The 24,677-nt window shown below is 52.4% G+C and carries 24 protein-coding genes and 1 riboswitch; of the genes, 22 read left to right on the top strand and 2 right to left on the bottom strand.

Going from position 1 to position 24,677, the window contains the following annotated elements:
* Positions 1 to 4: 4 nt before the first annotated feature.
* The 5 genes from CBW46_RS06335 (at position 5) to CBW46_RS06315 (ending at position 6,168) form a co-directional block, all read left to right on the top strand.
* Entirely contained in the window at positions 5 to 2,371 is a 2,367-nt protein-coding gene (locus CBW46_RS06335) for an AraC family transcriptional regulator (RefSeq protein WP_089199154.1), read from the top strand.
* A 178-nt stretch (positions 2,372 to 2,549) separates the two neighbouring features.
* Positions 2,550 to 3,728: a phosphopentomutase gene (gene deoB / locus CBW46_RS06330; protein WP_089199153.1), complete on the top strand. Its 1,179-nt coding sequence runs from the start codon at positions 2,550 to 2,552 to the stop codon at positions 3,726 to 3,728.
* Between the two features lie 46 nt (positions 3,729 to 3,774).
* Entirely contained in the window at positions 3,775 to 4,605 is an 831-nt protein-coding gene (locus CBW46_RS06325; RefSeq protein WP_089199152.1) for a purine-nucleoside phosphorylase, read from the top strand.
* Between the two features lie 31 nt (positions 4,606 to 4,636).
* Complete coding sequence (locus CBW46_RS06320) at positions 4,637 to 5,488, top strand: purine-nucleoside phosphorylase (RefSeq protein WP_089199151.1); 852 nt, start codon at positions 4,637 to 4,639, stop codon at positions 5,486 to 5,488.
* Positions 5,489 to 5,790: 302 nt separating this feature from the next.
* Complete coding sequence (locus CBW46_RS06315; RefSeq protein WP_089199150.1) at positions 5,791 to 6,168, top strand: cupredoxin domain-containing protein; 378 nt, start codon at positions 5,791 to 5,793, stop codon at positions 6,166 to 6,168.
* Between the two features lie 210 nt (positions 6,169 to 6,378).
* On the opposite strand, the gene corA is transcribed toward CBW46_RS06315, so the two are convergent.
* Positions 6,379 to 7,332 carry a magnesium/cobalt transporter CorA gene (corA, locus tag CBW46_RS06310; protein WP_243633212.1) on the bottom strand — a complete coding sequence of 318 codons (954 nt, stop codon included), beginning with the start codon at positions 7,330 to 7,332 and terminating at the stop codon, positions 6,379 to 6,381.
* Between the two features lie 381 nt (positions 7,333 to 7,713).
* Here corA and CBW46_RS06300 point away from each other — a divergent pair, with 381 nt between their 5' ends.
* The 5 genes from CBW46_RS06300 to sigF all read left to right on the top strand — a co-directional run bounded on the left by CBW46_RS06300 (position 7,714) and on the right by sigF (position 12,109).
* A complete protein-coding gene (locus tag CBW46_RS06300; RefSeq protein WP_089199147.1) occupies positions 7,714 to 9,054 on the top strand; it encodes a pyrimidine-nucleoside phosphorylase in 1,341 nt (446 codons plus the stop codon).
* Positions 9,055 to 9,208: 154 nt separating this feature from the next.
* Positions 9,209 to 10,390 carry a D-alanyl-D-alanine carboxypeptidase family protein gene (locus tag CBW46_RS06295; protein WP_089199146.1) on the top strand — a complete coding sequence of 394 codons (1,182 nt, stop codon included), beginning with the start codon at positions 9,209 to 9,211 and terminating at the stop codon, positions 10,388 to 10,390.
* Positions 10,391 to 10,544: 154 nt separating this feature from the next.
* Entirely contained in the window at positions 10,545 to 10,898 is a 354-nt protein-coding gene (gene spoIIAA / locus CBW46_RS06290) for an anti-sigma F factor antagonist (RefSeq protein WP_089199145.1), read from the top strand.
* A complete protein-coding gene (gene spoIIAB / locus CBW46_RS06285; protein WP_089199144.1) occupies positions 10,895 to 11,341 on the top strand; it encodes an anti-sigma F factor in 447 nt (148 codons plus the stop codon). The genes spoIIAA and spoIIAB overlap by 4 nt, the downstream gene beginning before the upstream one ends.
* 12 nt (positions 11,342 to 11,353) lie before the next feature.
* Positions 11,354 to 12,109, top strand: coding sequence for an RNA polymerase sporulation sigma factor SigF (sigF, locus tag CBW46_RS06280; RefSeq protein ID WP_089199143.1), 756 nt, complete (start codon positions 11,354 to 11,356; stop codon positions 12,107 to 12,109).
* 112 nt (positions 12,110 to 12,221) lie between these two features.
* Here sigF and CBW46_RS06275 read toward each other — a convergent pair whose 3' ends face one another.
* Positions 12,222 to 13,859, bottom strand: a complete 1,638-nt coding sequence (locus CBW46_RS06275) for an S-layer homology domain-containing protein (RefSeq protein WP_089199142.1) — start codon at positions 13,857 to 13,859, stop codon at positions 12,222 to 12,224.
* A gap of 258 nt (positions 13,860 to 14,117) precedes the next feature.
* On the opposite strand from CBW46_RS06275, the gene CBW46_RS06270 reads away from it, so the two are divergent.
* From CBW46_RS06270 to ytfJ, 12 genes are all read left to right on the top strand, one after another.
* Entirely contained in the window at positions 14,118 to 14,753 is a 636-nt protein-coding gene (locus CBW46_RS06270) for a stage V sporulation protein AA (RefSeq protein WP_089199141.1), read from the top strand.
* Positions 14,746 to 15,171, top strand: a complete 426-nt coding sequence (locus CBW46_RS06265) for a stage V sporulation protein AB (protein WP_089199140.1) — start codon at positions 14,746 to 14,748, stop codon at positions 15,169 to 15,171. The genes CBW46_RS06270 and CBW46_RS06265 overlap by 8 nt, the downstream gene beginning before the upstream one ends.
* Before the next feature lie 114 nt (positions 15,172 to 15,285).
* Entirely contained in the window at positions 15,286 to 16,620 is a 1,335-nt protein-coding gene (lysA, locus tag CBW46_RS06260; protein ID WP_089199139.1) for a diaminopimelate decarboxylase, read from the top strand.
* A 134-nt stretch (positions 16,621 to 16,754) separates the two neighbouring features.
* Positions 16,755 to 17,186, top strand: coding sequence for a peptidylprolyl isomerase (locus CBW46_RS06255; RefSeq protein ID WP_089199138.1), 432 nt, complete (start codon positions 16,755 to 16,757; stop codon positions 17,184 to 17,186).
* A gap of 277 nt (positions 17,187 to 17,463) precedes the next feature.
* Positions 17,464 to 17,625, top strand: a riboswitch (FMN riboswitch).
* 237 nt (positions 17,626 to 17,862) lie between these two features.
* Positions 17,863 to 18,984, top strand: a complete 1,122-nt coding sequence (ribD, locus tag CBW46_RS06250) for a bifunctional diaminohydroxyphosphoribosylaminopyrimidine deaminase/5-amino-6-(5-phosphoribosylamino)uracil reductase RibD (protein ID WP_207802247.1) — start codon at positions 17,863 to 17,865, stop codon at positions 18,982 to 18,984.
* Positions 18,985 to 18,986: 2 nt separating this feature from the next.
* A complete protein-coding gene (gene ribE, locus CBW46_RS06245; protein ID WP_089199137.1) occupies positions 18,987 to 19,649 on the top strand; it encodes a riboflavin synthase in 663 nt (220 codons plus the stop codon).
* A gap of 28 nt (positions 19,650 to 19,677) precedes the next feature.
* A complete protein-coding gene (locus tag CBW46_RS06240) occupies positions 19,678 to 20,898 on the top strand; it encodes a bifunctional 3,4-dihydroxy-2-butanone-4-phosphate synthase/GTP cyclohydrolase II (protein ID WP_089199136.1) in 1,221 nt (406 codons plus the stop codon).
* A 25-nt stretch (positions 20,899 to 20,923) separates the two neighbouring features.
* Positions 20,924 to 21,391 (top strand): 6,7-dimethyl-8-ribityllumazine synthase, encoded by a 468-nt coding sequence (gene ribH, locus CBW46_RS06235; protein WP_089199135.1) that lies wholly within the window; start codon positions 20,924 to 20,926, stop codon positions 21,389 to 21,391.
* Between the two features lie 95 nt (positions 21,392 to 21,486).
* Positions 21,487 to 22,278 carry a segregation and condensation protein A gene (locus CBW46_RS06230; protein ID WP_089199134.1) on the top strand — a complete coding sequence of 264 codons (792 nt, stop codon included), beginning with the start codon at positions 21,487 to 21,489 and terminating at the stop codon, positions 22,276 to 22,278.
* Positions 22,247 to 22,861: an SMC-Scp complex subunit ScpB gene (gene scpB, locus CBW46_RS06225; protein WP_089199133.1), complete on the top strand. Its 615-nt coding sequence runs from the start codon at positions 22,247 to 22,249 to the stop codon at positions 22,859 to 22,861. The genes CBW46_RS06230 and scpB overlap by 32 nt, the downstream gene beginning before the upstream one ends.
* A gap of 160 nt (positions 22,862 to 23,021) precedes the next feature.
* On the top strand, positions 23,022 to 23,696 hold the full coding sequence (locus CBW46_RS06220) for a DUF2953 domain-containing protein (protein WP_165842206.1): 675 nt from the start codon (positions 23,022 to 23,024) through the stop codon (positions 23,694 to 23,696).
* A 135-nt stretch (positions 23,697 to 23,831) separates the two neighbouring features.
* Positions 23,832 to 24,365: a GerW family sporulation protein gene (gene ytfJ, locus CBW46_RS06215; RefSeq protein WP_089199131.1), complete on the top strand. Its 534-nt coding sequence runs from the start codon at positions 23,832 to 23,834 to the stop codon at positions 24,363 to 24,365.
* The last annotated feature ends 312 nt before the right edge of the window (positions 24,366 to 24,677 follow it).

The raw sequence follows: 24,677 nt of genomic DNA, 5'->3' as shown, positions 1-24,677 counted from the left end.
GGCTGTGGGCGAAAAGACCGATGGTTGGAAGCGCTTTATCAGGACAGAGAGGTATGCCCGCAAATTTTTTCGGCAAAGCCTAATCATGTTCTTATTAGTGACTAGTATTCCGGGATTGTTCACGGGTCTCATCATCTACTGGGCGTCAACCAGCCAAATCGAGCGGGAGCTGCAGGCGCTGCATGAAAAACAGATTATGCAGCGGGCGGAAAACATCGACGATCAGCTGTCATATTTGGAGCTGATGTTTTCCCAATGGTCGTTTGACGCTGAGTTTGACGACAGATTGAAGTATTTGGATTTTGTGTACGACTACGAGAAGGTTCACGCGATCTATCGGAAGCTTCTGGTCATGACGGGGTCTCATCCGTTGATCGACCGGGTGGAATTGTATTTGAATTCGCCTCGGCCGCTTGTATTCACGAAGGACATTTATACGTTTGTGGACGAGCGAGCTGGGGCCGAGCGACATGCAGGCCTGCTGCAGCACAAACAGCTGGAGTTCTGGCACGGCTCGTGGCGCAATGACAGCAGATCCCAGAAGGGCAGCGACGAGCCGGCTCTGTCGCTCGTCAACAAGGTGCCCAGGGGAAGCACTGAGCCGTTCGGCTACATTGTGGCCTTAGTGAATAAGGAACGGCTGGTCAACTTGTTGCAAACGCTAACACCGTATAATGAAGGCTCCACCTTCCTTCTGTCCGAGGACGGCGAGCCGATCGTTAGCAGCAGCGGTACCGTCTCCTCGGAGCTCGACCACGCGCTGCTGGAGGCTTACGTTCGACAGGGCGGCGAAGCCGCATCGTTTTTGTTGGACTACAAGCAAACCACCTATTCGGTGTCGGCCGGACATTTTTCCCGTCTGGGCCACGAATGGACTTACGTGTCCGCCGCCCCGCTGACAGCAATCACCGCGCCGGTACTGCTCATCTCGAAGCTCATTGTGTGGATCAGTGCCAGCGGGCTCGCCCTTGCGTTGATCATGTCCTGGCTTGCCTCCAACCGGCTGTATAGGCCTGTGGCGCGGCTCGTCGGGCTGCTGTCCAAGGAGCGGGAACCGCTGGACGCGGCGGACAATCGCGATGAGTTCGAGTTGATTCAGCGGAATTGGCAGGAGGTAACCAGCGAACGGCAGCTGCTGAGCAACCGACTTGAGGAGCATTTGCCTTTTATGCGCGAAGGATTCCTGCTGCAGCTCGTTCAGGGCTACCTCTATTCGCTGACCGAAAAAGAAATACGCGACCGGCTGCGCCATTACGGCTGGGACACCGATGGGCTGCAGTTTAGCGTGGTGCTGGTGCAGCTGCACGGCTTCTCCAACCTCGAGGGGCGGTTCTCAGTGGGCGACGAAGATTTGGTCACCTTCGCTTCGGCGAACATCGTGGCAGAATTGACGGAGCAGCACTTATCTCGGTTCCAGGTGCTGAACTTTCATGACTTGTCGTTCGGTCTGCTGATTGCAATTCCTGAGCGGGAGTCGGGCAGCGAGTTTCGGGCCGAACTGCGTCAGCTGTGCGCTGAGTGGTTTTATGCCGTCGCTCGTGTGCTGAAAATGCAGATGACGGTGTCGATCAGCGGCACGACGGAGCAGGCACGGCATATTCCGTTTCTGTTTGACGAGACGCGCCAGGCGCTGAACTACAGCGATTTGAAGGGGAGCAGTCAAATCATTGACCCGGAGCGACTGTCCGACAGCGAAGCAATGCATAAGTTCAGCTATCCGTTCGCCCTGGAGAAAGAAATTATTCACGCCGTGCGGATCGGGTCTGAAGAGCAGGCCGGAGCGCTCATCGAGCGGTTTCTCGATACGCTCACAGCGGGCGGTCCGGCAAAGCTGGTCGTGCAGCAGGGGATGATGCAGCTGCTCGCCAGCCTGCAGCACGCGATGCTGCATTCCGGCACCAATCCGCTGCAGCTGTTTGCGGGCATGAATCTGTTCGAGCAGCTGTCCGGTATTCACGATCCGTCCGATATGAAAACTTGGTTCCGTCAAAAGGTGATCGGACCCTATGTGCGCGAGTTGATCAGCAGGCAGGACCACCACCTGAAGCAGATGGTGGAGAAAACAATCATTTTACTGAACGAAAATTACACGAGCGTTGATTTGTCGCTGGAAGCATGCGCCGATCAATTCGGCACGAGCGCGTATACACTAAGTCGGGCGTTCAAACAAATTACGGGCGTCAATTTCATCGACTACCTGACCAATCTGCGCATCGAGAAAGCCAAGGAACTGCTGCGCGAAACTGCAATGAAAATCAGCGACGTCGCCAGCAAGGTCAGCTACCAGCACACCTATTTTAACCGCATTTTCAAAAAGTACGAAGGCGTCACGCCCAGCCAATACCGTGAGATGAGCCGTGCGAGGTCATGACGGTCCATTCGTCACACCCTATGTATTTTTCGCTGCAAGACAGATCGTTCGTGCTGTGTGGACGGTGCTCTGTCTGATTTGAAAATACGGGCTCGTGTCGTGCAGAGTTACTTTGCAAACGACTCAACGTTTTGCGATAATAGCGAAAGATGGATTTTACCAACAGGGGGTACAACGCATGACATTTCAACGCGTATGCTTGATTGTTCTCGACAGCGTAGGAATCGGCGAGCTGCCTGATGCGCCTGCATTCGGAGATGCCGGGGCTCATACGTTAGGCCACATTGCACAGAGCAATGCGGGATTTGCTCTTCCGAATTTGGCGCGATTGGGGCTCGGAAATATAGAGCGGCTCGAGGGTATCACAGCTGTGGAGGACCCGCTTGCGAGCTTTGGAAAGATGGCCGAGGTGTCAGTTGGCAAGGATACGATGACAGGACATTGGGAGATTATGGGCTTGCGGGTGGAAACTCCGTTCAACGTATTTCCGGAAGGATTTCCGCCGGAGCTGATTGAACGTTTCGAGAGAGAAACGGGCCGCAAGGTGATCGGCAATAAACCCGCATCCGGCACGGAGATACTGGATGAACTGGGCGAGGAACAAATGAAGACCGGCGCATGGATCGTTTATACGTCGGCCGACAGTGTGTTTCAACTGGCAGCGCATGAAGAAGTAATTCCTCTGGAGGAGCTTTATAAGGCATGCGAAATCGCCCGTAAATTAACTCTAGAGGATCCATACGTGGTCGGCCGGGTAATTGCACGTCCATATCTGGGACGTCCGGGGGCGTTCAAGCGCACGCCGAACCGGCATGATTACGCAGTATCTCCTCCGGCACCGACGGTGATGAACTACTTGAAGGATGCCGGACTCGCCTGTATCGCAGTGGGCAAAATCAACGATATTTATTCCGGTGAAGGGGTCACCCGTGCACGCACGACAAAAAGCAATCTGGACGGGATTCAGGCCACGATCGAATTTTTGAAAGAGCCGTTTCATGGGCTGTTATTTACGAATCTCGTTGATTTCGATGCTGTGTACGGTCATCGGCGCGACCCTGTAGGCTACGCAAACGCACTGAAGGAATTTGACGAGTGGCTGCCTCGCATTATGGAACAAATCGGGCCGGATGACCTGCTTATTATAACGGCGGATCACGGGAACGATCCGGTTCACGCCGGCACGGACCACACGCGCGAGTATGTTCCGCTGCTGGTATACACGCCTCGAATTAAAACCGGCGCATCGCTTGGAACTCGACGGACGTTTTCCGATGTCGGCGCAACGATAGCCGCTAATTTCGGCACGGGCAACACAGGGAACGGCAGCAGCTTCCTTAGCCAGCTTAAAGTGTGAAATCTTAATTAAATTCATGATCACAACGTCAAGAGGGGGAAAACGAATGGAACAGCAAAGCGTACTAACCAAGATCAAAGAGGCGGCGGCTTACATACGTTCGAAGTATACGGCGGCACCGGAAATCGGTCTGATCCTCGGTTCGGGCCTTGGTGTGATTGCTGATCTAGTGGAACAAGCGACGGTGATCGCCTACAACGACATTCCGCATTTTCCGGTGTCCACGGTAGAAGGACACGCCGGCGAACTGCTGCTGGGCACGATTCACGGCAAACATGTGCTGTTAATGAAAGGCCGTTTTCACATGTACGAAGGGTACGGAGTCGATGTTGTCTCGTTCCCCGTCCGTGTCATGAAAGAGTTGGGTGTCAAGACTCTCATCGTTACTAATGCTGCGGGAGGGGTTAACACGTCGTTCGAAGTTGGCGATTTAATGTTGATCAAAGATCATATCAACTTCACTTTCCGCAACCCGCTGATCGGACCTAACTTCAATGAATTGGGAGTACGATTCCCGGACATGTCCGAAGCTTACAGCCGCAGGCTGCGCGACACGGCCCGTGCGGTGGCTGCCGAGCAGGGGATCAAGCTGCAAGAGGGTGTGTATATCGGGCTGCTGGGTCCTACCTACGAAACGCCGGCGGAAATCCGCATGATGCGTACATTGGGCGCTGACGCAGTCGGTATGTCCACGGTGGCGGAAGTTATCGTTGCCCGCCATGCAGGCATCGAGGTATTGGGCTTCTCTTGCATCAGCAATATGGCTGCGGGAATCCTAGATCAACCGTTGTCCCATGAAGAGGTGATGGAAACCACCGAGCGTGTGAAGCCGAAGTTCCTTCAACTGATTCTGGGAATCGTCGCAAAGCTCGACTAACTGCACCTATAATTGGAAGGGGATCGAAAGAGTGGAAACCAATTACATACAACAGATTCAGGAAGCCGCCGAGTGGATTCAGCAGCGTTTGCAGGGAGCAGAAGCTCCGCAGATCGGTCTCATTTTGGGTTCGGGATTGGGCGACATGGCCGATCAGGTGGACAACGCGACTCGCATTCCATATAATGAAATCCCACATTTTCCTATATCTACCGTAGAAGGCCATGCCGGCCAATTTGTTATCGGCACTTTGGAAGGGAAATCTGTCATCGTCATGCAGGGCAGATTTCATTACTATGAAGGATACTCGATGCAAAAAGTAGTTTTTCCCGTGTATGTGATGAAACAGCTGGGCGTGCGCTCGTTGGTTATCACGAATGCCGCTGGCGGCATGAACCGCAATTACGAACCCGGCGATTTGATGTTGATTGCGGATCATTTGAATATGACGGGCGCCAACCCCTTGATCGGCCCGAATCATCCTGAGCTGGGCGTGCGCTTCCCGGACATGTCGGAGGCGTACAACCGGGAGTATCGGGCGTTGGCGAAAGAAATCGCACAGGATATGCGCAGCGTGGGCACGGACATCCGACTGCAGGAAGGTGTGTACAGCGGGATTACAGGTCCAAGCTATCTGCCTCCGGCAGAACTGACAATGCTGGCGAAGCTCGGCGGAGACGCGGTCGGTATGTCGACCGTCGGTGAGGTAATTGCAGCGAGACACGGGGGGCTCAAAGTGCTCGGAATCTCCTGCATCACCGACATGGCGATTGGCGAAGAGCTGGAACCTCTTACGCATGAGCAGGTCGTGGCGGTAGCCAATCGCACCAAGCCGATGTTCATAGAGCTGGTGCGGCAGTTCGTTCGCCGGGTGGCGGTTTAGAGCGCCGACAGCTATTGCTTTGCAGATGAAGCCGCTCCAACGAGCGGCTTTTGTTGTGCCGCCAACACACGTGTGGCAATGGGAATGCTGTTACGGCATACGGCTGGACAAGCTTTAGTGACCATGGCGTTGGCTTCGTTTTGTTTAAAACTGTGGCAAGATGGCTAAGAAAATTATACCGGATTAGTAAAATGTCACAAATTTTTCACTGTCAGGCAGAAAAAAGGAATAGGTAAAGCTCGTCTCTTTATGTACAATGATAGAGTACTTTGGATGGAAATAACAGTAAGGGGGATGACCGCATGCAAAAGTGGATTATGTTTAGTTTGTTTATCGTAGCCTGTCTGTTAGGGGCCGGGGTGCTGTTCGACACCATCAGCGAGCGACAAGCCCAAATGGCATCGGAAGCCAAGGCTGGACCGCAGTTGAAATTCGTGGCATCGAACTTTAAGTTTGATCAGGCTGAATATACAGTGAAAGCTGGCGAAACGGTGACGGTATCTTTGAACAACAAAGAAGGAATGCACGCGATGGAGATCGTCGGCTTGGGTGTGCACTTGGACAACAACACAAAATCAGCGGAAGTCAAATTCGATAAACCAGGCACTTATGATGTGATATGTGTTCTTCCTTGCGGTCCCGGTCATGCTGAAATGAAATCCAAACTGATCGTGCAGTAAGAACCCTTATGGGACGGCCTCCCGGCCAAAATCCGACTGTTGGGCGACGCTCAGCGGTCTTTTTTATCGAGCTCATGAGAGCTGTCGGGCAACAGGGTGCCGCAATCGGCGCCCGTATGCCCATACTTTCGCACGCTGAAACATGTAGATCATGACCCCGTATCGACCTCGCGAAAGCCAGAGCCGGTGATCACATGCAATCAATCCGGTTTAATCAAACCAGCCCTTGCTGCGAAACCACCAATACATACCGAACCCAGTCCCGATCATAAGCAGCAGGGCCCCGAAATACCCCCACCGCCAGCTGAGCTCCGGCATGTATTCGAAATTCATGCCATAAATACCGGCGATAAAAGTGAGTGGCATGAAGATGGTTGTGATTACAGTCAGTGTTTTCATGATTGTATTCATACGATTCGCGTTGAGGGAAATATAACTGTCCCGGATGTCCGCGGTCATCTCGCGGTTGGACTCTATATTCTCTGACAACTTCAGCAGATGATCATAAATATCGGTGAAATAGAATAGCTGCTCCTTTATGCCGGGGATTTTGTCGGTATTCATGATTCGATAGAACAGATCGCGCATGGGCACAATCGTTCTGCGAAGCTTCAACAGCTTGCTCCTGATTTCAAACACCTCATTCATCACTGCGTGGATGGAGGTACGCTTGCCTTTTACTTCTATTTCACTCAGCTGATCTTCTATTTGATGCACGCTCGGAAAATATTCATCCACCAGCTTGTCCATCACGAGATACGCGGCATACACGTGCCCTTTGCCCCGCAGCTCACGCGTCTCCGCCATGCGGCGCCACGCTTCATCGATCTCCCTACTCGGCGACGTATGAAATGTCACTATGTAATTCGGCCCCCAAAACAGATCAATCTCTGCCGCAGTAAACGTGAATGGATCCATTGCATGCAGCACGAAAAAATGAATATTATCATAATGGTCCAACTTCGGCCGCTGCAGCAAATGGAAGCAGTCTTCGATAGCTAATGGATGGAAATGAAAATGAGTGCCTAACAGCTCAGCCTCCGTCTCGGACGGCTGGTCGAAGTCGACCCAATACCACAGGACATCAGCATTGGCATCAAGCTTTTGCAGGTCGGAGACAGGTATGACGCTAAACTCCCGGTCTACGGCTAATATTCTAATCAATGACATTCGCTCCCCCTATGTATAAATTATATTCATAAAGCGGAGCGTGAGGCAACCAACGCCAACGCCCACCGTCTGCCTGCGGACTCGAGTGACCCACGGCAGTTTCCGCGCCCCCGACGCCCGCCTGCTGTGACCAGATCTGCTCCCCGACCGAGCTCCCATCACTCGAGTACCGGAGCACACCGGCAACCGAGCTGCGCGCGTGAACCATGCGCACGCATTTGCCGCCCTTACGCCCGCCTGCTCTGACCCTAGCCGCGCCCCCAACGCCCGCCTGGCGGCAAAGCCGAAGGGTTTGTGGTAATATAGAAACTAAATGGAAATACCTAAGTAACCGATCAGCTTGCTTTCCAATTCAACGGATGTGGGGTGGCATACATGAGAACAGTAGATCTAATACAAAAAAAGCGCGATGGCAAAGCGTTAACTACAGACGAAATTGAATTCTTAATACGAGGTTACAGCACAGGCGAAATCCCGGATTATCAGATGTCGGCGTGGGCGATGGCGGTTTTCTTCAACGGGATGACGGCGAAAGAGACCGCGGATTTGACATTAGCGATGGCACGCTCCGGCGACCAGGCCGATTTGAGTCCCATCGAAGGCATTAAGGTGGACAAACACAGTACAGGCGGAGTGGGTGATACCACTACATTGATTCTCGCTCCGCTAGTCGCTGCAGCGGGAGTCCCGGTTGCGAAAATGTCAGGGCGCGGTCTGGGGCACACGGGTGGCACCATCGATAAGCTGGAATCAATCGCAGGATATAGAGTGGAGCTGAGCAAGGAGGACTTTCTGCGGCAGGTGCAGCAAATTGGCGTTTCCGTAATCAGCCAATCGGGCAACATTACACCTGCCGACAAAAAGCTGTATGGTCTACGCGATGTCACCGCAACAGTGGAATCCATTCCACTGATCGCCAGCTCCATTATGAGTAAGAAAATAGCCTCCGGCACTGACGCGATCGTGCTGGATGTGAAAACCGGTGGCGGCGCGTTCATGAAGTCGCTGGACGAATCGATCAAACTCGCTCAAGCGATGGTCGAGATCGGGGGTCAAGTAGGCAGAGAAACGGTGGCAGTCATCACCGACATGGAGGAGCCGCTTGGCTTAGCGGTGGGCAATGCATTGGAAGTACGCGAGGCGATCGACACACTGCGCGGTGAGGGTCCCGCCGATCTGACTGAGCTGTGCTTAGTGCTAGGAGCGCATATGGTACGGCTCGGCGGTAAAGCCGCTACCTATGAAGAAGCGAGGAGCATCACCGAGGAGCTGCTGCGCAGCGGAGCGGCTCTGGACAAGCTAAAGGAGTGGTGGCAAGCTCAGGGAGGAAACCCTGAAATGGCAGATCACCCTGAATTACTGCCGACCGCGGAGTACCAGGTGCCGGTCGCCGCCGTGGACGACGGTGTCGTATCTGCGATCGATGCCGAGGCGCTCGGCGTGACGGCGATGATGCTGGGTGCGGGCCGCGCCAAGAAGGATGACGATATCGATCTTTCCGTAGGCATCCTCCTTCGCAAAAAAGTTGGAGATCGCGTGACCGCCGGCGAAACGATAGCCGAGCTTCACATGAACAGCAACGAGCCGATGTTCACAGAGGACATGACACAGCGCACTCGCGAGGTTTTTACGTTTGCTGCGGGTGAGATGCCGAAAGCGCCGCTGATCTACGCGGTTGTCACTAAGCACGGCGTCGAGCGAATTCATACGGACTAGACGGGGGAAAAACATAGCTGCAACTACGCCCAAGCCGAGGGATGGCGACATCCCCGGCTTTTTCTTTTTCCTCCTTGAAATGGAATAATTTACTTTCATCCCGTCAACACTGAATAGAAGCAATATAACCGTATCTATGGAGGGGTAGAAAGGTATGCTCAACAAGATCATCAAGGTGTTTGTTTCCATTCAGCTGTTGACAGCTCTGGTGGTGCCGCTGGCGTTCGCTGAAGAGGAGAAAGCGTCTGAGCCGCAGATTGATATGGCCCCAAACGCTGCGTCTGCAATCGTAATGGATGCGGACAGCGGAACGGTTATCTTTGAGAAAAACAAGGATGCCAAACTGCCTCCCGCAAGCATCACAAAAATTATGACGATGCTGCTGATCATGGAAGCGCTGGATCAAGGCAAAATCAAGATGGACGAAATGGTGAGAACCAGCGAATACGCTGCATCTATGGGCGGATCACAGATTTTCCTGGAAGCCGGTGAGGAGATGACGGTGCAGGATATGTTGAAGGGCATCGCAATGGCATCGGGCAACGACGCATCCGTTGCAATGGCTGAGAAGATCGGCGGCTCTGAGCAGTCGTTCGTACACATGATGAACCAACGCGCGAAGGAGCTCGGGCTGAAGAACACTCATTTTGCGAACTGTAACGGACTGCCTGCGGAGAATCATTACTCCTCAGCGCACGATATCGCTGTGATGTCCAGGGAACTGCTCAAGCACGAGGGGGTCACCCAATTCACAGGTACGTACCAGGACTACTTGCGCAAAGACACAGCGAATCCGTTCTGGCTGGTTAACACGAATAAGCTGGTCCGCTTCTACAGCGGCGCCGACGGGTTGAAAACCGGCTATACCAGCGAAGCGAAATTTTGCTTATCGGCTACTGCGAAAAGGGATAATTTCCGGGTGGTTGCTGTGGTGATGGGAGAACCTAACACAAAAACACGCAACGCTGAAGTATCCAGCTTATTCAACTATGCCTTTGCCCAATACACCAATCACTCCATCTATAAAACAGGGGATGCGTTGGGCGAATTAAAAGTGAGCAAGGGAGATCCGGAAATTGTGCCTTTGACGGCTAAACATCCGTACAGCATTTTGCTGAAAAAGGGCGAAGCAGGCGACGGCATCCGCCACGAAGTGCAGCTTCTGCCGGACCTGAAGGCCCCTGTCGCGGTGGGTCAGTCCATTGGTAAAATCGTCGTATACAAAGGAGATCAGGTGTTATCCGAGTTCCCTCTGGAATCGTCGGTCGAGGTCAAAAAGGCCGGATGGTGGATGCTGATGAAGCGGACAGCCAAACATTTGTTTTTCATTGATTAAAAGTGGTCAGTAAACGACTCGAAGCGCACACTTAGCAAGCAGTCTGTCGCATTTCTTCTTTTTCTAGCGCATTTCTTCTAGTTTTGTCGGGTGGCAGGAAAAGGTAAATCCCGTGTAGAAATGAGTGTGCATGAAAGGGAAGGAGTGAACAGCTTTGAGTCTTCACATTGAAATAGCGCAAGAACGCAACGTATTGGTCGTCCGTCTGAAGGGTGAATTGGATCATCATACCGCTGATGCGGTCCGGGTCCGCATGGAAGACGCGTTGGAGAGCAGCGATGTGAGCCACATTATCCTGAGTCTCAAAGAGCTGTCTTTTATGGATAGCTCGGGGCTTGGCGTTATTCTCGGGCGTTACAAGCAAGTCACAGCAAGAGGCGGCAAGATGGTTGTTTGTGACGTCAATCCGGCTGTGCATCGGCTGCTGGAACTGTCGGGGCTATTTAAAATATTGTCCATTCAAGATAGCGAATCCCAGGCTTTGAGCAGTTTGGAGGAAGTATCATGAGTGTACGCAATTTTATGGCTCTACAGTTTGCCAGCCGTTCAGAGAATGAAGCCTTCGCCCGGGTGACCGTGGCCGCGTTTGTCTCCCAGCTCGATCCGACGCTGGAGGAGTTAACTGATCTCAAAACCGTGGTCTCTGAGGCGGTCACGAACGCGATCATTCATGGCTATGATAATAGTCCGGACGGGGTCATCAGCATTCAAGCGGAAATCGACAGTGATACCGTCTACCTGACCATAGAAGACCAAGGCTCGGGGATCGAGAATGTGGAACAGGCCAAAGAGCCGTTGTTCACAACCAAACCGGAGCTCGAGCGCTCAGGCATGGGATTTACCATCATGGAAAATTTTATGGATGAAATCGAAGTGACCACTGCCGTCGGGGCTGGGACAAAAATCAAAATGAAAAAGCGAATTGAATCTAAAAAAGCTTTGTTCAATTAGGGGTCTGATCATATGGATGTCGATTTGAAACATGCCTCCCACAGCTATTTGGATGACACCGAGGTGAAGCGGTTAATCGCTTTAAGCCAATCCGGGGATGCGCTTGCCAGAGACACATTGGTTAACTGTAACATCCGTTTGGTTTGGTCTGTTGTACAGAGGTTTTTGAATCGGGGCTACGAGGCGGAAGATCTTTTTCAAATAGGCTGCATCGGTCTGCTGAAATCAGTAGATAAATTCGATCTGTCGTATGATGTGAAGTTTTCTACTTACGCGGTGCCGATGATTATCGGTGAAATTCAACGGTTTTTGCGTGATGACGGCACGCTCAAAGTCAGCCGCTCTTTGAAGGAATTGGCTAACAAGATCCGGAAGACGAAGGACGAGCTGTCGAAGCGCCACGGCCGGCTTCCCACGATTAATGAAGTTGCCGAGGAACTGCAAATCGCCCCCGAGGATGTTATCTTCGCTCAGGAAGCGAACAAGCCGCTGTCCTCTATACACGAAACGGTGTTTGAAAACGATGGAGATCCAATCACATTAATGGATCAGATATCCGATGAAGGCCAAGACAAATGGTTTGATAAGCTGGCTCTCAATGAGGCCATCGGAACGCTGAGCGAGCGTGAGCGGCTAATTGTGTACCTGCGGTATTTCCGAGATCAGACGCAGTCCGAAGTAGCTAGCAGGTTAGGGATTTCACAGGTGCAGGTATCCCGGCTGGAGAAGAAAATATTGCAGTCCATTAAGGAACAGATCGCGCAATGATACCGCCCTGGCAGGTGCCCGCCGTGTTGACAATTGACGGAAGTAACACAAAAAACAAGCCCCCGGTGAGGTTGAACCGAGGGCTCTTTGTGTCCAGCAGCCCGTGCGATAATTAATCACGGGTCACGTCAACCGAGGCGTACGCTTTATCGCCGTTGGGTATAAGCGCCGTTAGCGTGAACTTGTTGACATTACCGCGGATATGGACGGCGCCATCAGCTTCTACTGTTACGGTTCCAGCACTGCCGGCATCGGGATCACCTGTGATGTCTTCCGCGTAAAACATCGTGCCGAGAGCAAAATTATATTGTTGAATCTCGTTTACTTCGTATTCGATGCCGTAGTTATCCGTGATTTTCAAATCCATTTTCTCATATGCATTGAAATGGCTGGAATACACACCGCCGGTTACCGTCAAAGAGTGTTCGATTGAGGATTCCCCAGCTTCTATCATGTCAGCGGCTACGTTGACATCTTTCACAGTGACAGGTATCGTCATTTGCTTGGTTGCGCCGTTTACGGCTGTATAAACAATGCTGACTGCAGCCGTGCCCGCCTTGTTTCCAAGTACGAATCCTTTGCGATCTGACGAAACGGCAGCTTTCACGACGGCTGTATTCGATGAGCTGATCGATTGAATGATGCCCGGTATAGCGACCTCTTCTCCCGACGAGGTCGTTGCGGTTAATTCAATTTCTTTCGCGAATTTGCTCAACGTCGGGTCTTCGGCTTGAGCCTGTGTCACGTACCCTTGGGTGCCGGTCGCGGACGCGGTCAGCCCGCTGTCGATGACATTGCTCACCTCGTATAACTCCGTTACCGCATAAGTGATATTGCCGCTCTCAGCAGATGTGCCAATCGTGACCGTGCCGGTAGCGCCTTTGATCTGCGAGCCTGCCAGGCCGCCCAAGGTGACCGCATAACTGCCGCTTGAGAGCTTGGCGCCGACCGGCAAGGTTAAGACAGCCGATTTCCCATCCGCGGACCACGTGGTTGTGGCTGCGACAGCGGCGCCGTCTTTGGTCAGTGATAGTGTTGCTTTTGAGGTGTCGACCGCGTTGTCCAACAGCACTTGCACCGTGTGATCGCCTGTGGCTTGCACGGAGGAGATCGATACCTGTTCTTGTTGCTCAGCAGGTTGCGTAGGTTGAGCAGCTTGTAACGCTGCATAGGCACTCAACACCAAGTCGGCGCGGCTCGCTATCTCATCACCGGACTTGTTTGCCGGATGGATGCTTAATTGTGTCGCTTGTATCACCGCGTCCGCATACCACGGGCTCGCCGCGCCATTGACTTTTTTACCCAGGCCTTTCACGAGAACCGTGTCCAGCTGCCCAATGCTGACATGGTCACCTGGTGCAAACGTGGTGTCCGTTATCCCGTCAATCAGGCCGGCGCGCTTTGCTGCTTCGATATATGGGATCGCCCAGCTATTTGCCGGATCATCAAAACGCACATCGGAGAAGCTGGTGGTCGGGATCGTACTATCTACCGGCAGTCCAAAAACCAAACAAGCCACTTTTGCGAATTGTGCTCTAGTTATAGGTTGTGAGATTCCGAAACTGTCGTCCGACACGCCTTCAAACACGCCTTTGGCCAGCAGAGCATCAATTTTGGTTGTCAATTCTGAGTTGACCCCTGTCAGGTCGGCGTAGTCGGATGCAGTCTTTGTTGTGCCCGCCAGGGTTGTGGGTGCAAGTAATGACAACGCCACAGCTGCAGCGGCAAGCAGGGTGCAGCTTTTGTTCATAGCATATGCCTCCTAGAGCCAATTTAGGATGAGTCTACCAATTCAATCATACTACTAGTCTGACGTGAATGCCATCGTTCCGGCGGTATAAATAGGCCACGGCATGCCGTTTTGCGTGGAACGCTTCTCGAAGGCCCACGGGTGACCGGCCAACTCAACTTGAATTCATGCCACGGATCATTTTTACCAGGAAACGGCTGACTATCAGCATCACTTTTATTTCATACTATGGGTTAAATAACAATGGAAGTGATCGGGATGCAGCAGGCTACCAGCCCAACTTTGTATATCCGCTTACGTAAACGCGTAAGTGTTCGTCCCGGACAATCCGTACATCTCGGTCAAATCGCCCAGCTGCTGGTGGATGCGGAGTATGAACCTGCCTTGCGTCAGCTGTGGGTGCACAAACCTGAGGCACACGAGGGCAACATTATTCTGATCGATATGCTCATGATCGTGAAAAAAATAAAAGAAATGTACCCATTCCTGCAAATCGAGCATTTTGGCGACCCCCACTGTCTAATAGAAGTTGTAGAAGAACGTAAACCCCCTAACCTTCTGGTGATCGGTGTGGTTTGGCTGCTGCTTTTTACCGGATCCGGATTGGCAATTATGAATTTTCATGCAGATGTGAGTATGGCTGAGGTGCATCAACGCATTTATCAGCTGCTGACGGGGCATCGGGTGGAGCATCCTTTACTGCTGCAGATTCCATATTCATTAGGCATCGGCCTGGGGATGATGGTGTTTTTTAACCATTTGTTTAAGAAGAAATTCAACGAAGAGCCGAGTCCGCTTGAAGTGGAAATGTTTATGTACCAAGAAAATGTCAATTATTACGTCATTATGGAGGAGTACGGGAAAATGCACGAAAAGGAGAATAAGCATGACTGAGTGGTGGAGCATCCCGGCCCAGATGTTTATCGGCGTGGCCGCCGGCATTGCAGTCGGCAGCGGGATGGTCGCTTTCCTTGTCGTATTGGACCTGATTCCTCGTCTCGCGCAGATCTCCAAAACTTATCATATGATCCGTTGGTACGAGGGGGCCGTGGTACTCGGCTCGCTGTGCTTCACGGTAATTGATCTGTTCGACATTTCGTTTCCGCTTCTCCCGCTCTCGTCCGCCGTGTTCGGCCTGTTTGCCGGCTGCTTTGTTGGGATGCTGGCCGGCGCCTTGACGGAGGTGCTGAATGTGTTGCCCATTTTGGCGAAAAGAATTGGTATGGGCTCCTATATGATTTGGTTGTTGATGGCAATGATCTTTGGCAAAATCATCGGCTCTTTGTTCGATTGGCTGCAATTTTCGAAATGACCTGCTCGGGCGGCAGCATGGGGGAGCGCGGAAGCTGCAGGTGAGCGTATTGTCAGCAGCTACCGCGATGTGGTACTTTAGAAGTAATGTTTACGGGAAGAGGGAAGGCGAACAATGTACCTACATGGAACTAGTACTATAAATGATAGAGGACACTTGCAAATCGGCGGATGCGACACGACCGACTTGGTCGCTCAATTCGGCACCCCGCTGTATGTGATGGATGAAGCTTTAATACGCCAAAGATGCCGCGAGTACATGGATGCATTCCGCGCCTCGGGCTTGAAATTCCAGGTTGCTTACGCCAGTAAGGCGTTCTGTGTGATGGCGATGTGCCGCATTGTGGAGGAAGAGGGCATGTCCCTTGATGTCGTCTCGGACGGCGAGTTGTATACCGCACTGCAAGCCGGTTTTCCTGCGGAGCGAATTCACTTTCACGGAAACAATAAGACGCCGCATGAGATTGCGATGGCGGTCGACGCACGGATCGGATGCTTTGTGGTGGATAATCTCGTTGAGCTGCATATGCTGAATGCGGTTGCCGGGGAGAAGCGTCAAAAGGTGAACATTCTTTTCCGTGTGACACCGGGCGTTGAGGCCCATACACATGAATATATCTCCACCGGCCAAACGGACTCCAAGTTCGGTTTGGATTTGGACAACGGTTCCGCTTATCAGGCCATCCGCGAGGCGTTGGAGTTGCCCAACATTCAATTGTTAGGGCTGCACTCGCACATTGGTTCGCAGATTTTTGAAGTAGAAGGCTTTAAACTGGCGGTGGACAAAGTTGTCAATTTCGCAGCCAAAGTGCGCGACGAGCTCAATGTCGTCTTCTCCGTGGTCAATTTGGGAGGAGGCTTCGGCATTCGTTATGTGGAGGGCGATGCACCTCTGCCCGTTGCCAGCTATGTGCAGGCGATCACGGAATCCGTCATCGGCAACTTCAAGAAGCACAACTATCCGACACCGGAAATTTGGGTTGAGCCGGGCCGCAGCATAGTGGGCGACGCAGGCACGACGCTGTATACAGTGGGAACGTACAAGGATATCCCGGGGGTACGCAAGTATGTGGCTGTAGACGGCGGCATGACGGACAATCCGCGCCCTGCATTGTACAACTCCGTATACGAGGCGATGCTGGCGAACCGGGCCGACGAGCCTGAGCAAGAGGTGGTGTCCATCGCAGGTAAAGCTTGTGAGAGCGGCGATATGCTGATTTGGGACTTGAAGCTGCCTGAAGTGCGGACAGGCGATGTGCTGGCGGTGTCCTGTACCGGCGCATATAATTATGCAATGGCGAGCAATTATAACCGGATTCGCCGGCCGGCGGTTGTGTTCGTGAAGGACGGCGAGGCAGACGTGGTGGTGCAGCGTGAATCCTATGAGAACATCATCAGCAATGACGTGGTTCCTAATCGGATGAAGCAGGTAAGCAGAACTACGAAATAATGCGCAAACGTAGCGAGCTGTCGGCACGGCGCGGTTTACCGTCGCCGGCTTTTTTTGTTTGAACGATTTGTGCCGGATGGTCGGATATAGTACAATGAAACACATTGAACGATAAAAGGAGTGTACATATAACAATGGCTAAACAAGCACATATCAAAATGGAAAACGGCGGCGAAGTAGTTATTGATTTGTTTGAAAAAGATGCACCGAATACGGTTGCAAATTTCGAAAAGCTCGCTAACGAAGGTTTTTACAACGGACTGGTGTTCCACCGCGTCATCCCCGGCTTCGTAGCCCAAGGCGGATGTCCTCAGGGCACAGGTACGGGAGGCCCCGGCTACCAAATCAACTGCGAGATCAATCCGAACAAGCACGAGCGCGGTTCACTCGCTATGGCACATGCGGGACGCAACACAGGCGGCAGCCAATTTTACATCTGCTATCAGCCGCAGCCGCACCTGGACGGACAGCACACAGTGTTCGGCAAAGTCGTTTCCGGCATGGAGTTTGTAGACGAACTCAAGGGCAGAGACAAAATGGAGTCTGTCAAAGTGGTTGAGGTGTAATTTTCGCGTGTATATGTTGGACAAGCAGCCAGCCTTCTTACTAGAGGGTTGGCTTTTTATTATGTTTTGCCATCTGCCCACGCAGGTTCTCCCCTGCTGTGAAAGGCCGCAAATTTTTTTGCTTTAGCCCGCCGATGATTTTCGGTTGCCCGCACCTCACTTAAATATATCTACTAAATAAAAGTATGTAAAATCCCTTGCTTTTTGTCAGGCTGGGTGGTACAATTTTTGAATCAATCAGCTTAGTACTCTTACTAGTGATACAGTAAAAGAATAAGATTTCCTTCGGGGCGGGGCGAAATTCCCCACCGGCGGTGATACAATGCGAATTCTCGCGCGTTGTTCAGTCCGTGACCCGGCCGCGGCAGCATCTGGCGCATCCGGTGGACTCGGTGTGATTCCGAGACCGACAGTATAGTCTGGATGGGAGAAGGAAACGAGGACGGCGTTTTTCGCCGCAGGACTCAATTGGCACGCGCATGCATATTTTTTCACAATCGGTCATTCGATCGCTTAATTTGTGCTGCCCGTATCATCATATCCTGTAGAGCTGCGGAATTCTGCGTTTTTTCGTATACCTATCAATTTCAACAAGCCCCTTTTCTAACAGGAAAAGCGGCTTTTTTTATTGCATAACAACTAAGTAGCGGCACCGCTATGAGTGAACCTTGGGGGGATGGACATATTGCAGCTATTGAATGATGAGTATTATATGCAGCTGGCGATCCAACTCGCCCAGGGCGCGACCGGCCAAACTGGCATCAATCCGGTGGTGGGCTGCGTGCTGGTGAAGGACGGCCGTATTATCGGCATGGGCGCACATCTAAAACGCGGTACGCCGCACGCGGAAATTCATGCGCTGGATATGGCGGGAGCGGATGCCGCGGGCAGCACGGCGTACGTGACGCTCGAGCCGTGCAGTCATTATGGCGCCACGCCTCCGTGCAGCGACAGGCTTGTCCGCGAGCGGGTGAAGCGGGTTGTGGTAAGCTGCACCGATCCGAATCCGCTTGTGGCGGGAACGGGAATCGCCAAGCTAAGGCAGCATAGCGTTGAAGTCAGTGTGGGGCTGCTCGCAGAGCACGCCCTCCGGTTGAATGAAGTGTTTAATCACTTTATCTTGACACGCCGGCCGTTCGTTACATTGAAGACTGCCAGTACGCTGGACGGCAAGATCGCGTCGCGCACAGGCGACAGCAGGTGGATAACAAGCGGCGAAGCGCGGCAGTTTGTCCATACGCTGCGGCACCAGCATCAAGCGATTATGGTTGGCGTGGACACGGTACTGGCTGACGACCCTCAGCTGACCACCCGACTGGACGTGCCGGCACTGCATCCGATCAGGGTGATCGCAGATTCCCGGCTCCGACTCTCCACGGGAGCAAGGGTGGTGACAGAGCCTTGTGCAGAAACCATAGTTTTGACCACCGCAGAGGCGTCGCAGGCGAAACGTGCGGAGTTGGAGGCGGCGGGCGTCACGGTGCTCGACTGCGGGCCTGGTCCGCGGGTAAACCTGACGAAAGCGATGGAGCTCCTCGGCCAGCGGGACATCGCTTCGATTCTGCTGGAAGGCGGCGGCCAGCTAAACGGAGCGATGCTGGAGGCCCGTCTGATAAATAAAATGGTGCTGTTCTATGCGCCGAAAATTATCGGCGGCGGCGCGAAAGCTCCGGATAATTTTCAGTTCGGGGGCTTTGAGCGGATGAACGACGCGATCCGGTTGGAGCGCACCGAGCTGCAGCAGTTCGGTGATGATATTTGCATCACCGGGTATCCGCATTATAGGAACGAGGTGTAGGTGTGTTCACAGGCATTATAGAAGAAGTTGGCGTCATGCGGCGGATAACGAAACAAGGGCAAGCGATGGTGCTTACTATCGCGGCCAAACGCATACTGGAGGATGTCCATCTAGGCGACAGTATCTCGGTTAACGGTGTGTGCTTAACAGTCACACAATATGACGGGTCGTCTTTTACAGTCGATGTGATGCCGGAGACGTATCGTAAAACCACCTTGCGGACGCTGCGCATCGGCGAGCATGTTAACCTGGAGCGAGCCATGGCTGCAGGAGGACGGTTTGGGGGGCATATCGTGCAGGGGCATGTCGACTCTGTCGCAACGATCACCGGCCGCGCTCCGGAGGACAATGCCGTTGTATTTCACATCGAACCGCATGATAGTGCTATTTTAAAATATATGATCCCGCACGGCTCGATCACTGTTGACGGCATCAGTTTAACGCTGGTTGCGGTATCCGACTCTGGGTTTACGGTTTCCATCATACCGCACACACTGGCGCAAACCGTGTTGCAGCATAAGCAGCCGGGGGACACGGTCAATCTGGAGGCCGACGTGCTTGGCAAATATATAGAACGTTTGTTAACCTATCCCGACGGCCGTGATTCCAGCCGTAAGTCCAGCGGTTTAACGGAAGCTTTCCTCGCAGATAACGGATTTATTTAACATAGAGATGAGAAAGGCAGGGAGTGAGATGACCGTACCTATGAAGTTTCATCGGATCGAAGAAGCGATATATGATCTGATGCTCGGTAAAGTTATAATAGTCGTGGATGATGAAGATCGCGAAAACGAGGGCGATTTTATCGCCTTGGCTGATAAAGCAACACCCGAAGTGATTAATTTTATGATTACAGAAGGCCGTGGGCTTGTCTGTGTGCCGATCACCGAAGAACGGGCTAGAGATCTCGACTTGCCTCCGATGGTGTCCGAAAACACCGACAATCATGGCACGGCTTTTACCGTCTCGGTGGACCATGTTGAGACCACCACCGGGATTTCAGCATCAGAGCGGTCGCGAACGATACGCGCGCTGATAGATCCTGCTGCAAAGCCGCTTAGCTTTCGCCGACCCGGGCACATTTTTCCACTGATCGCCAAAAGAGGCGGCGTCCTGCGCAGGGCGGGACACACGGAAGCAGCAGTGGACCTGGCCCGTATGTGCGGTTCTTACCCTGCGGCTGTTATCTGTGAAATTATCAAGGAAGATGGAGAAATGGCCCGTGTGCCGGAGCTGATGGAGATCAGCCGGAAGCATGACATTAAAATTATTACCATTCGGGATCTCATCCAATACCGCAACACGAAGGAAAAGCTGGTACAGCGAGAGGTGGAAGTGAAACTGCCCACTGACTACGGAGTTTTCTCCGCGATTGCCTATACCAACGTCGTTGACAACAAGGAGCATGTTGCTCTGGTGAAGGGAAAAATCGACAGTTCGCTGCCCACGCTCGTGCGCGTCCATTCAGAGTGTTTGACCGGCGACGTGTTTCATTCTCATCGATGCGACTGCGGTCCCCAGCTGGATGCCGCGTTGAGGCAAATCGACGAAGCCGGTGCGGGCGTACTGTTGTATATGCGTCAGGAAGGGCGCGGTATCGGTTTAATTAACAAATTGAAGGCCTACGTGCTGCAGGAGCAGGGATTGGATACCGTGGACGCGAATTTGAAACTAGGGTTCGCTCCCGATCTGCGCGATTATGGCATAGGTGCTCAAATCCTGAAGGATTTGGGTGTCTCCAAAATCAGATTATTGACTAACAATCCGCGCAAGATCAAGGGTCTCGAAGGTTATGGCTTGGAGGTCGTGGAGAGGGTACCGATTCAAATGGCAGAGAATGAATCCAATTCCAACTATTTGCACACTAAACAGGCGAAGCTGGGTCACATGCTTGATTTTCACATTAAATCATAAGAATTCGGAAGGATGTTGAGAGACGATGGCGAAAGTATACGAGGGACATTTAATTTCCACCGGCCTGAAATACGGCATTGTTGTGGGTCGATTCAACGAATTTATTACAAGCAAACTTCTTGGCGGTGCGTTGGACGCGCTGAAGCGTCACGGTGCGACGGATGATGAAGTAGAGGTCGCGTGGGTGCCGGGGGCGTTCGAGATTCCGCTGATCGCACAAAAAATGGCCGAAAGCGGCAAATATGACGCCGTTATTACGCTGGGCACCGTCATCCGCGGTTCCACACCGCATTTTGACTATGTCTGCAGCGAAGCTGCCAAAGGGGTAGCCGCGATCAACTTAAAAACAGGGGTACCGACCGTATTCGGCGTGTTGACCACGGACTCGATTGAGCAAGCAGTGGAGCGCGCAGGCACGAAAGCAGGCAACAAGGGTTGGGAAGCGGCCGTGACAGCGATCGAAATGGCCAACCTGACCAAACAGCTGTCTTAAATCGCGCGGGCAAGCGGGCTTTTCCACCGAAAAGCCCGGCGCTTGCGGGCCAGGCAGACTGCTGCTAAAGCGAAACTCTTAGGGGGAACCGCAAGGTGGACAAAGTTACATACAAACTCGATACGTTCGAAGGCCCCCTTGATTTGCTGCTGCATTTGATAGATACATCGGAGATAGACATTTACAACATCCCGATCAAAGAAATCACCGATCAATACATGGGGTTTCTGGACGCGATGCAGGAATTGGAGCTGGAAGTGACCAGTGAGTTTTTGGTGATGGCCGCAACACTGCTTTCGATCAAAAGCAAGATGCTGCTCCCCAAGCCTCCTGTTATCGAATTGGATTACGATCACGATTATATGTTGGACGATGAATATGATCCGCGCGCGGAACTCGTGGCGAAATTGATCGAGTACCGCAAATACAAGGCTATTGCAGACCATTTACGGGATAAAGAGCTCGAACGCAGTCTAATCTACACACGGGAGCCGGAGGATTTGACACCGTATGCGCCGAAAGTGATCGAAAATCCGGTACGAGGGCTTCAGGTGGCGGATCTGGTGTACGCATTTCAGCGGGCTTTGCGCCGCATGACCAGCCGAAATATGGTGACGAAAATCCGCAAGGATGAAATATCCGTTAAGGGCAGGATGCAGGAAGTCGTTCGCTGGCTCGAGCGAGCGGGGGGCAAAGTGCTTTTTTCCAAATTGGTCGATGAGGACACGTCCCGTGAGGGCATCGTCACCACATTTCTCGCGTTGTTGGAATTAATGAAGGTTAAAGCGGTGGTGTGCTTTCAGCACCGGCTGTTTGAAGATATTGTGATTCAAGCAAGAGAGGAAGGCTTAGCGCATGGATTTACGGCAGATGAAATCAGTTATTGAAGGGCTCCTGTTCGTGGCGGGCGACGAAGGACTTGACGCCAAGCAGCTGGCTGAGGTGCTCGATCAGAGTGCTGATTTCATCAGGGAACTAGTGCTGGATCTGCAGGCCGATCTGCGCCGCGCCGAACGAGGCTTGCAAATCGTCGAGCTCGCCGGAACTTATCAGCTGACCACGCTGCCGGCTCATGCGCCATATTTCGAGCGGCTGGCTTATTCACCTTCCCGGTCATCCTTATCGCAAGCGGCACTGGAAACTCTGGCCATTGTCGCGTACAAGCAGCCCATCACGCGTGTGGACATCGAAGAAATTCGCGGTGTGAAGTCGGATCGGGCGCTGCAAACGCTGGTGGCGAAAGATCTAATACAAGAGGTGGATCGCGCGGACGCGCCGGGGCGGCCAATTTTGTATGGCACGACCAAATCTTTCCTTGATCATTTCGCATTGGCGAGCATCGATGAGCTGCCGGAATCGTCGTTATTCCATGACGAAGACAACTTGGAAGAGGAAACGCGGCTGCTGTTCGATAAGCTGGGCGGTACTGACAACCAGCTGACATTCGAGGATGTGACGGACACCGAGTAAGCTTGCCAAAGAGTCCCAGCGCATGTTTTACCATTATAGGGCTATACTAACTCCTGAACGAAGGAAGCGGTGCTTCTTTCATCAGGGGTTTTCTTTTTGTGGCGTGCCGCCTACGCGAGACGTGCGGCACAGCACAGGAAATGACAGCGGAGGGATGAACATGGTGTTTGCTTGGATTGCAGGTGTGCTGGTCGTTGGATTCATAATACTGCTTTCCAGCAAAGTGGAATGTCGGATTTCAGCGAGTCGGGAAAACAAAAACGATGAGATTTTGATTGACGTCCACGCACTCTACGGTTTAGTGAAAAAGCGGCTCGCAATTCCAATTATGAACTTTATCAGCTTGTCGGAAGGTCTTGGCGTGAAGTCGCAATTCATTGACAAATCGGAAAACCAGCTGCTCCTTGAGCTCAACAGGAACATCGATAAACGAACCATCCAGCAGCTTTTTGACAATCTTCGGCAGCTGTTGACACACTGCGTCCGGTTCGACCGGTGGTTGTCAGATACGCTTGGCCACGTGCATTGCACGCGCATGTACTGGAAAACGGAACTGGGCGTGGGCGATGCCGCGGAAACGGCGATGACCACCGGCATGGTGTGGGGGTTGAAATCATCGCTATTAGGGGTAGCTTTTCGATTCATTAAACTTCATGCGCGTCCTGAGCTGCTCGTGCAACCACATTTTAACGGAACAAAATTCACTACCGAGGTGACTTGTACAACTCATATTCGGTTGTTTTACGTCTGTGTCGCCGGACTCCATTTGGTGTATCGGATCTTCAAAGTAAAGAACGGGTTACGCACATGGCAGCGTGTCTTGTTCAAGGTATAGTGTACGCACACCCGCGGAATTCGGCTATGTTAGTTTTTGGCAGGTGGAGGCCTGGAATATGGCCCATGCTTGCAGGGAACTCTAACAATGCTTAAATAGAAAGATCATCAATATAAGGTCGAGGAGGACATCAAAATGACTGAGCATCCGATACAAGGTTTAATGAAAACCGCAATGGAAAATATCAAAGAGATGGTGGATGTCAATACTATTGTCGGCGATCCCGTGGAAACGCCGGATGGCAGTGTCATCATGCCGATCTCCAAGGTGGGCTTTGGCTTCGCTGCCGGCGGAAGTGAATTCGGCACCGAGGACACGACTGGCGTCGCCACTCGCACTGATGCTATGAATGCCAAAACTGCGCTTCCTTTTGGCGGCGGTAGCGGCGGCGGCGTGTCCATCACACCGATTGCATTTTTGGTGGTAGGAGCGCAAGGGGTTAAAATTGTGCCGCTCGATAACCAAACCCATCTGTTTGAAAGACTTATTGACGCCGCACCGAACGTAGTGGATAAAATCCAGAGCATGATCTCTGGCGGCATGAGCTCGATGGGTATGATGGGTGCCACCAGTGCGATGGGAACCACACCGCCTCCCGCAACAAGCACCACCGGCACTACAAGCGCCACAACGCCGACAACCAGCAGCAGCCAGAATTTCATTGTTTGATGTCCCTGGCAGGCATAAGTGGAATATATTGCTTCTTTTACCAGAAAGACTTCATATACACAGGGGAGTTTTTGTTTCATACTGATAAAGGAAGCAAACAGACATACTATAGAGATATGAAGGTTAGGTTACGGGCTGCTCAATTTTTTGGGCAGCTTTACCTATTTATCCGGCAGACAGGGTGGATCTAAACCATCGGCACGGGCGTGAGCGCAATTTGCGTTTGAAATACCGATTGGATTCTCCTATATTTAAGATAAAACTGCCCGGGCGACAGATGCCGGTTTCAACCGACCACGTTATGCCTGCCCG

This window comes from Paenibacillus xerothermodurans, from assembly GCF_002220865.2.
Lineage (GTDB): Bacteria > Bacillota > Bacilli > Paenibacillales > NBRC-103111 > Paenibacillus_S > Paenibacillus_S xerothermodurans.
Note: the sequence above shows the minus strand (reverse complement) of the source record. Positions and strands in the feature narration are given on the sequence as shown.

What these genes read in the sequence shown, in the direction of transcription:
- deoB (WP_089199153.1), top strand. Translation starts at nt 2,550, where the DNA reads ATGACATTTCAACGCGTATGCTTGATTGTTCTCGACAGCGTAGGAATC.
- CBW46_RS06325 (WP_089199152.1), top strand. Translation starts at nt 3,775, where the DNA reads ATGGAACAGCAAAGCGTACTAACCAAGATCAAAGAGGCGGCGGCTTAC.
- CBW46_RS06315 (WP_089199150.1), top strand. Translation starts at nt 5,791, where the DNA reads ATGCAAAAGTGGATTATGTTTAGTTTGTTTATCGTAGCCTGTCTGTTA.
- CBW46_RS06300 (WP_089199147.1), top strand. Translation starts at nt 7,714, where the DNA reads ATGAGAACAGTAGATCTAATACAAAAAAAGCGCGATGGCAAAGCGTTA.
- CBW46_RS06295 (WP_089199146.1), top strand. Translation starts at nt 9,209, where the DNA reads ATGCTCAACAAGATCATCAAGGTGTTTGTTTCCATTCAGCTGTTGACA.
- spoIIAB (WP_089199144.1), top strand. Translation starts at nt 10,895, where the DNA reads ATGAGTGTACGCAATTTTATGGCTCTACAGTTTGCCAGCCGTTCAGAG.
- sigF (WP_089199143.1), top strand. Translation starts at nt 11,354, where the DNA reads ATGGATGTCGATTTGAAACATGCCTCCCACAGCTATTTGGATGACACC.
- CBW46_RS06275 (WP_089199142.1), bottom strand. Translation starts at nt 13,859, where the DNA reads ATGAACAAAAGCTGCACCCTGCTTGCCGCTGCAGCTGTGGCGTTGTCA.
- CBW46_RS06270 (WP_089199141.1), top strand. Translation starts at nt 14,118, where the DNA reads ATGCAGCAGGCTACCAGCCCAACTTTGTATATCCGCTTACGTAAACGC.
- CBW46_RS06265 (WP_089199140.1), top strand. Translation starts at nt 14,746, where the DNA reads ATGACTGAGTGGTGGAGCATCCCGGCCCAGATGTTTATCGGCGTGGCC.
- lysA (WP_089199139.1), top strand. Translation starts at nt 15,286, where the DNA reads ATGTACCTACATGGAACTAGTACTATAAATGATAGAGGACACTTGCAA.
- CBW46_RS06255 (WP_089199138.1), top strand. Translation starts at nt 16,755, where the DNA reads ATGGCTAAACAAGCACATATCAAAATGGAAAACGGCGGCGAAGTAGTT.
- ribD (WP_207802247.1), top strand. Translation starts at nt 17,863, where the DNA reads ATGGACATATTGCAGCTATTGAATGATGAGTATTATATGCAGCTGGCG.
- CBW46_RS06240 (WP_089199136.1), top strand. Translation starts at nt 19,678, where the DNA reads ATGACCGTACCTATGAAGTTTCATCGGATCGAAGAAGCGATATATGAT.
- ribH (WP_089199135.1), top strand. Translation starts at nt 20,924, where the DNA reads ATGGCGAAAGTATACGAGGGACATTTAATTTCCACCGGCCTGAAATAC.
- scpB (WP_089199133.1), top strand. Translation starts at nt 22,247, where the DNA reads ATGGATTTACGGCAGATGAAATCAGTTATTGAAGGGCTCCTGTTCGTG.
- CBW46_RS06220 (WP_165842206.1), top strand. Translation starts at nt 23,022, where the DNA reads ATGGTGTTTGCTTGGATTGCAGGTGTGCTGGTCGTTGGATTCATAATA.
- ytfJ (WP_089199131.1), top strand. Translation starts at nt 23,832, where the DNA reads ATGACTGAGCATCCGATACAAGGTTTAATGAAAACCGCAATGGAAAAT.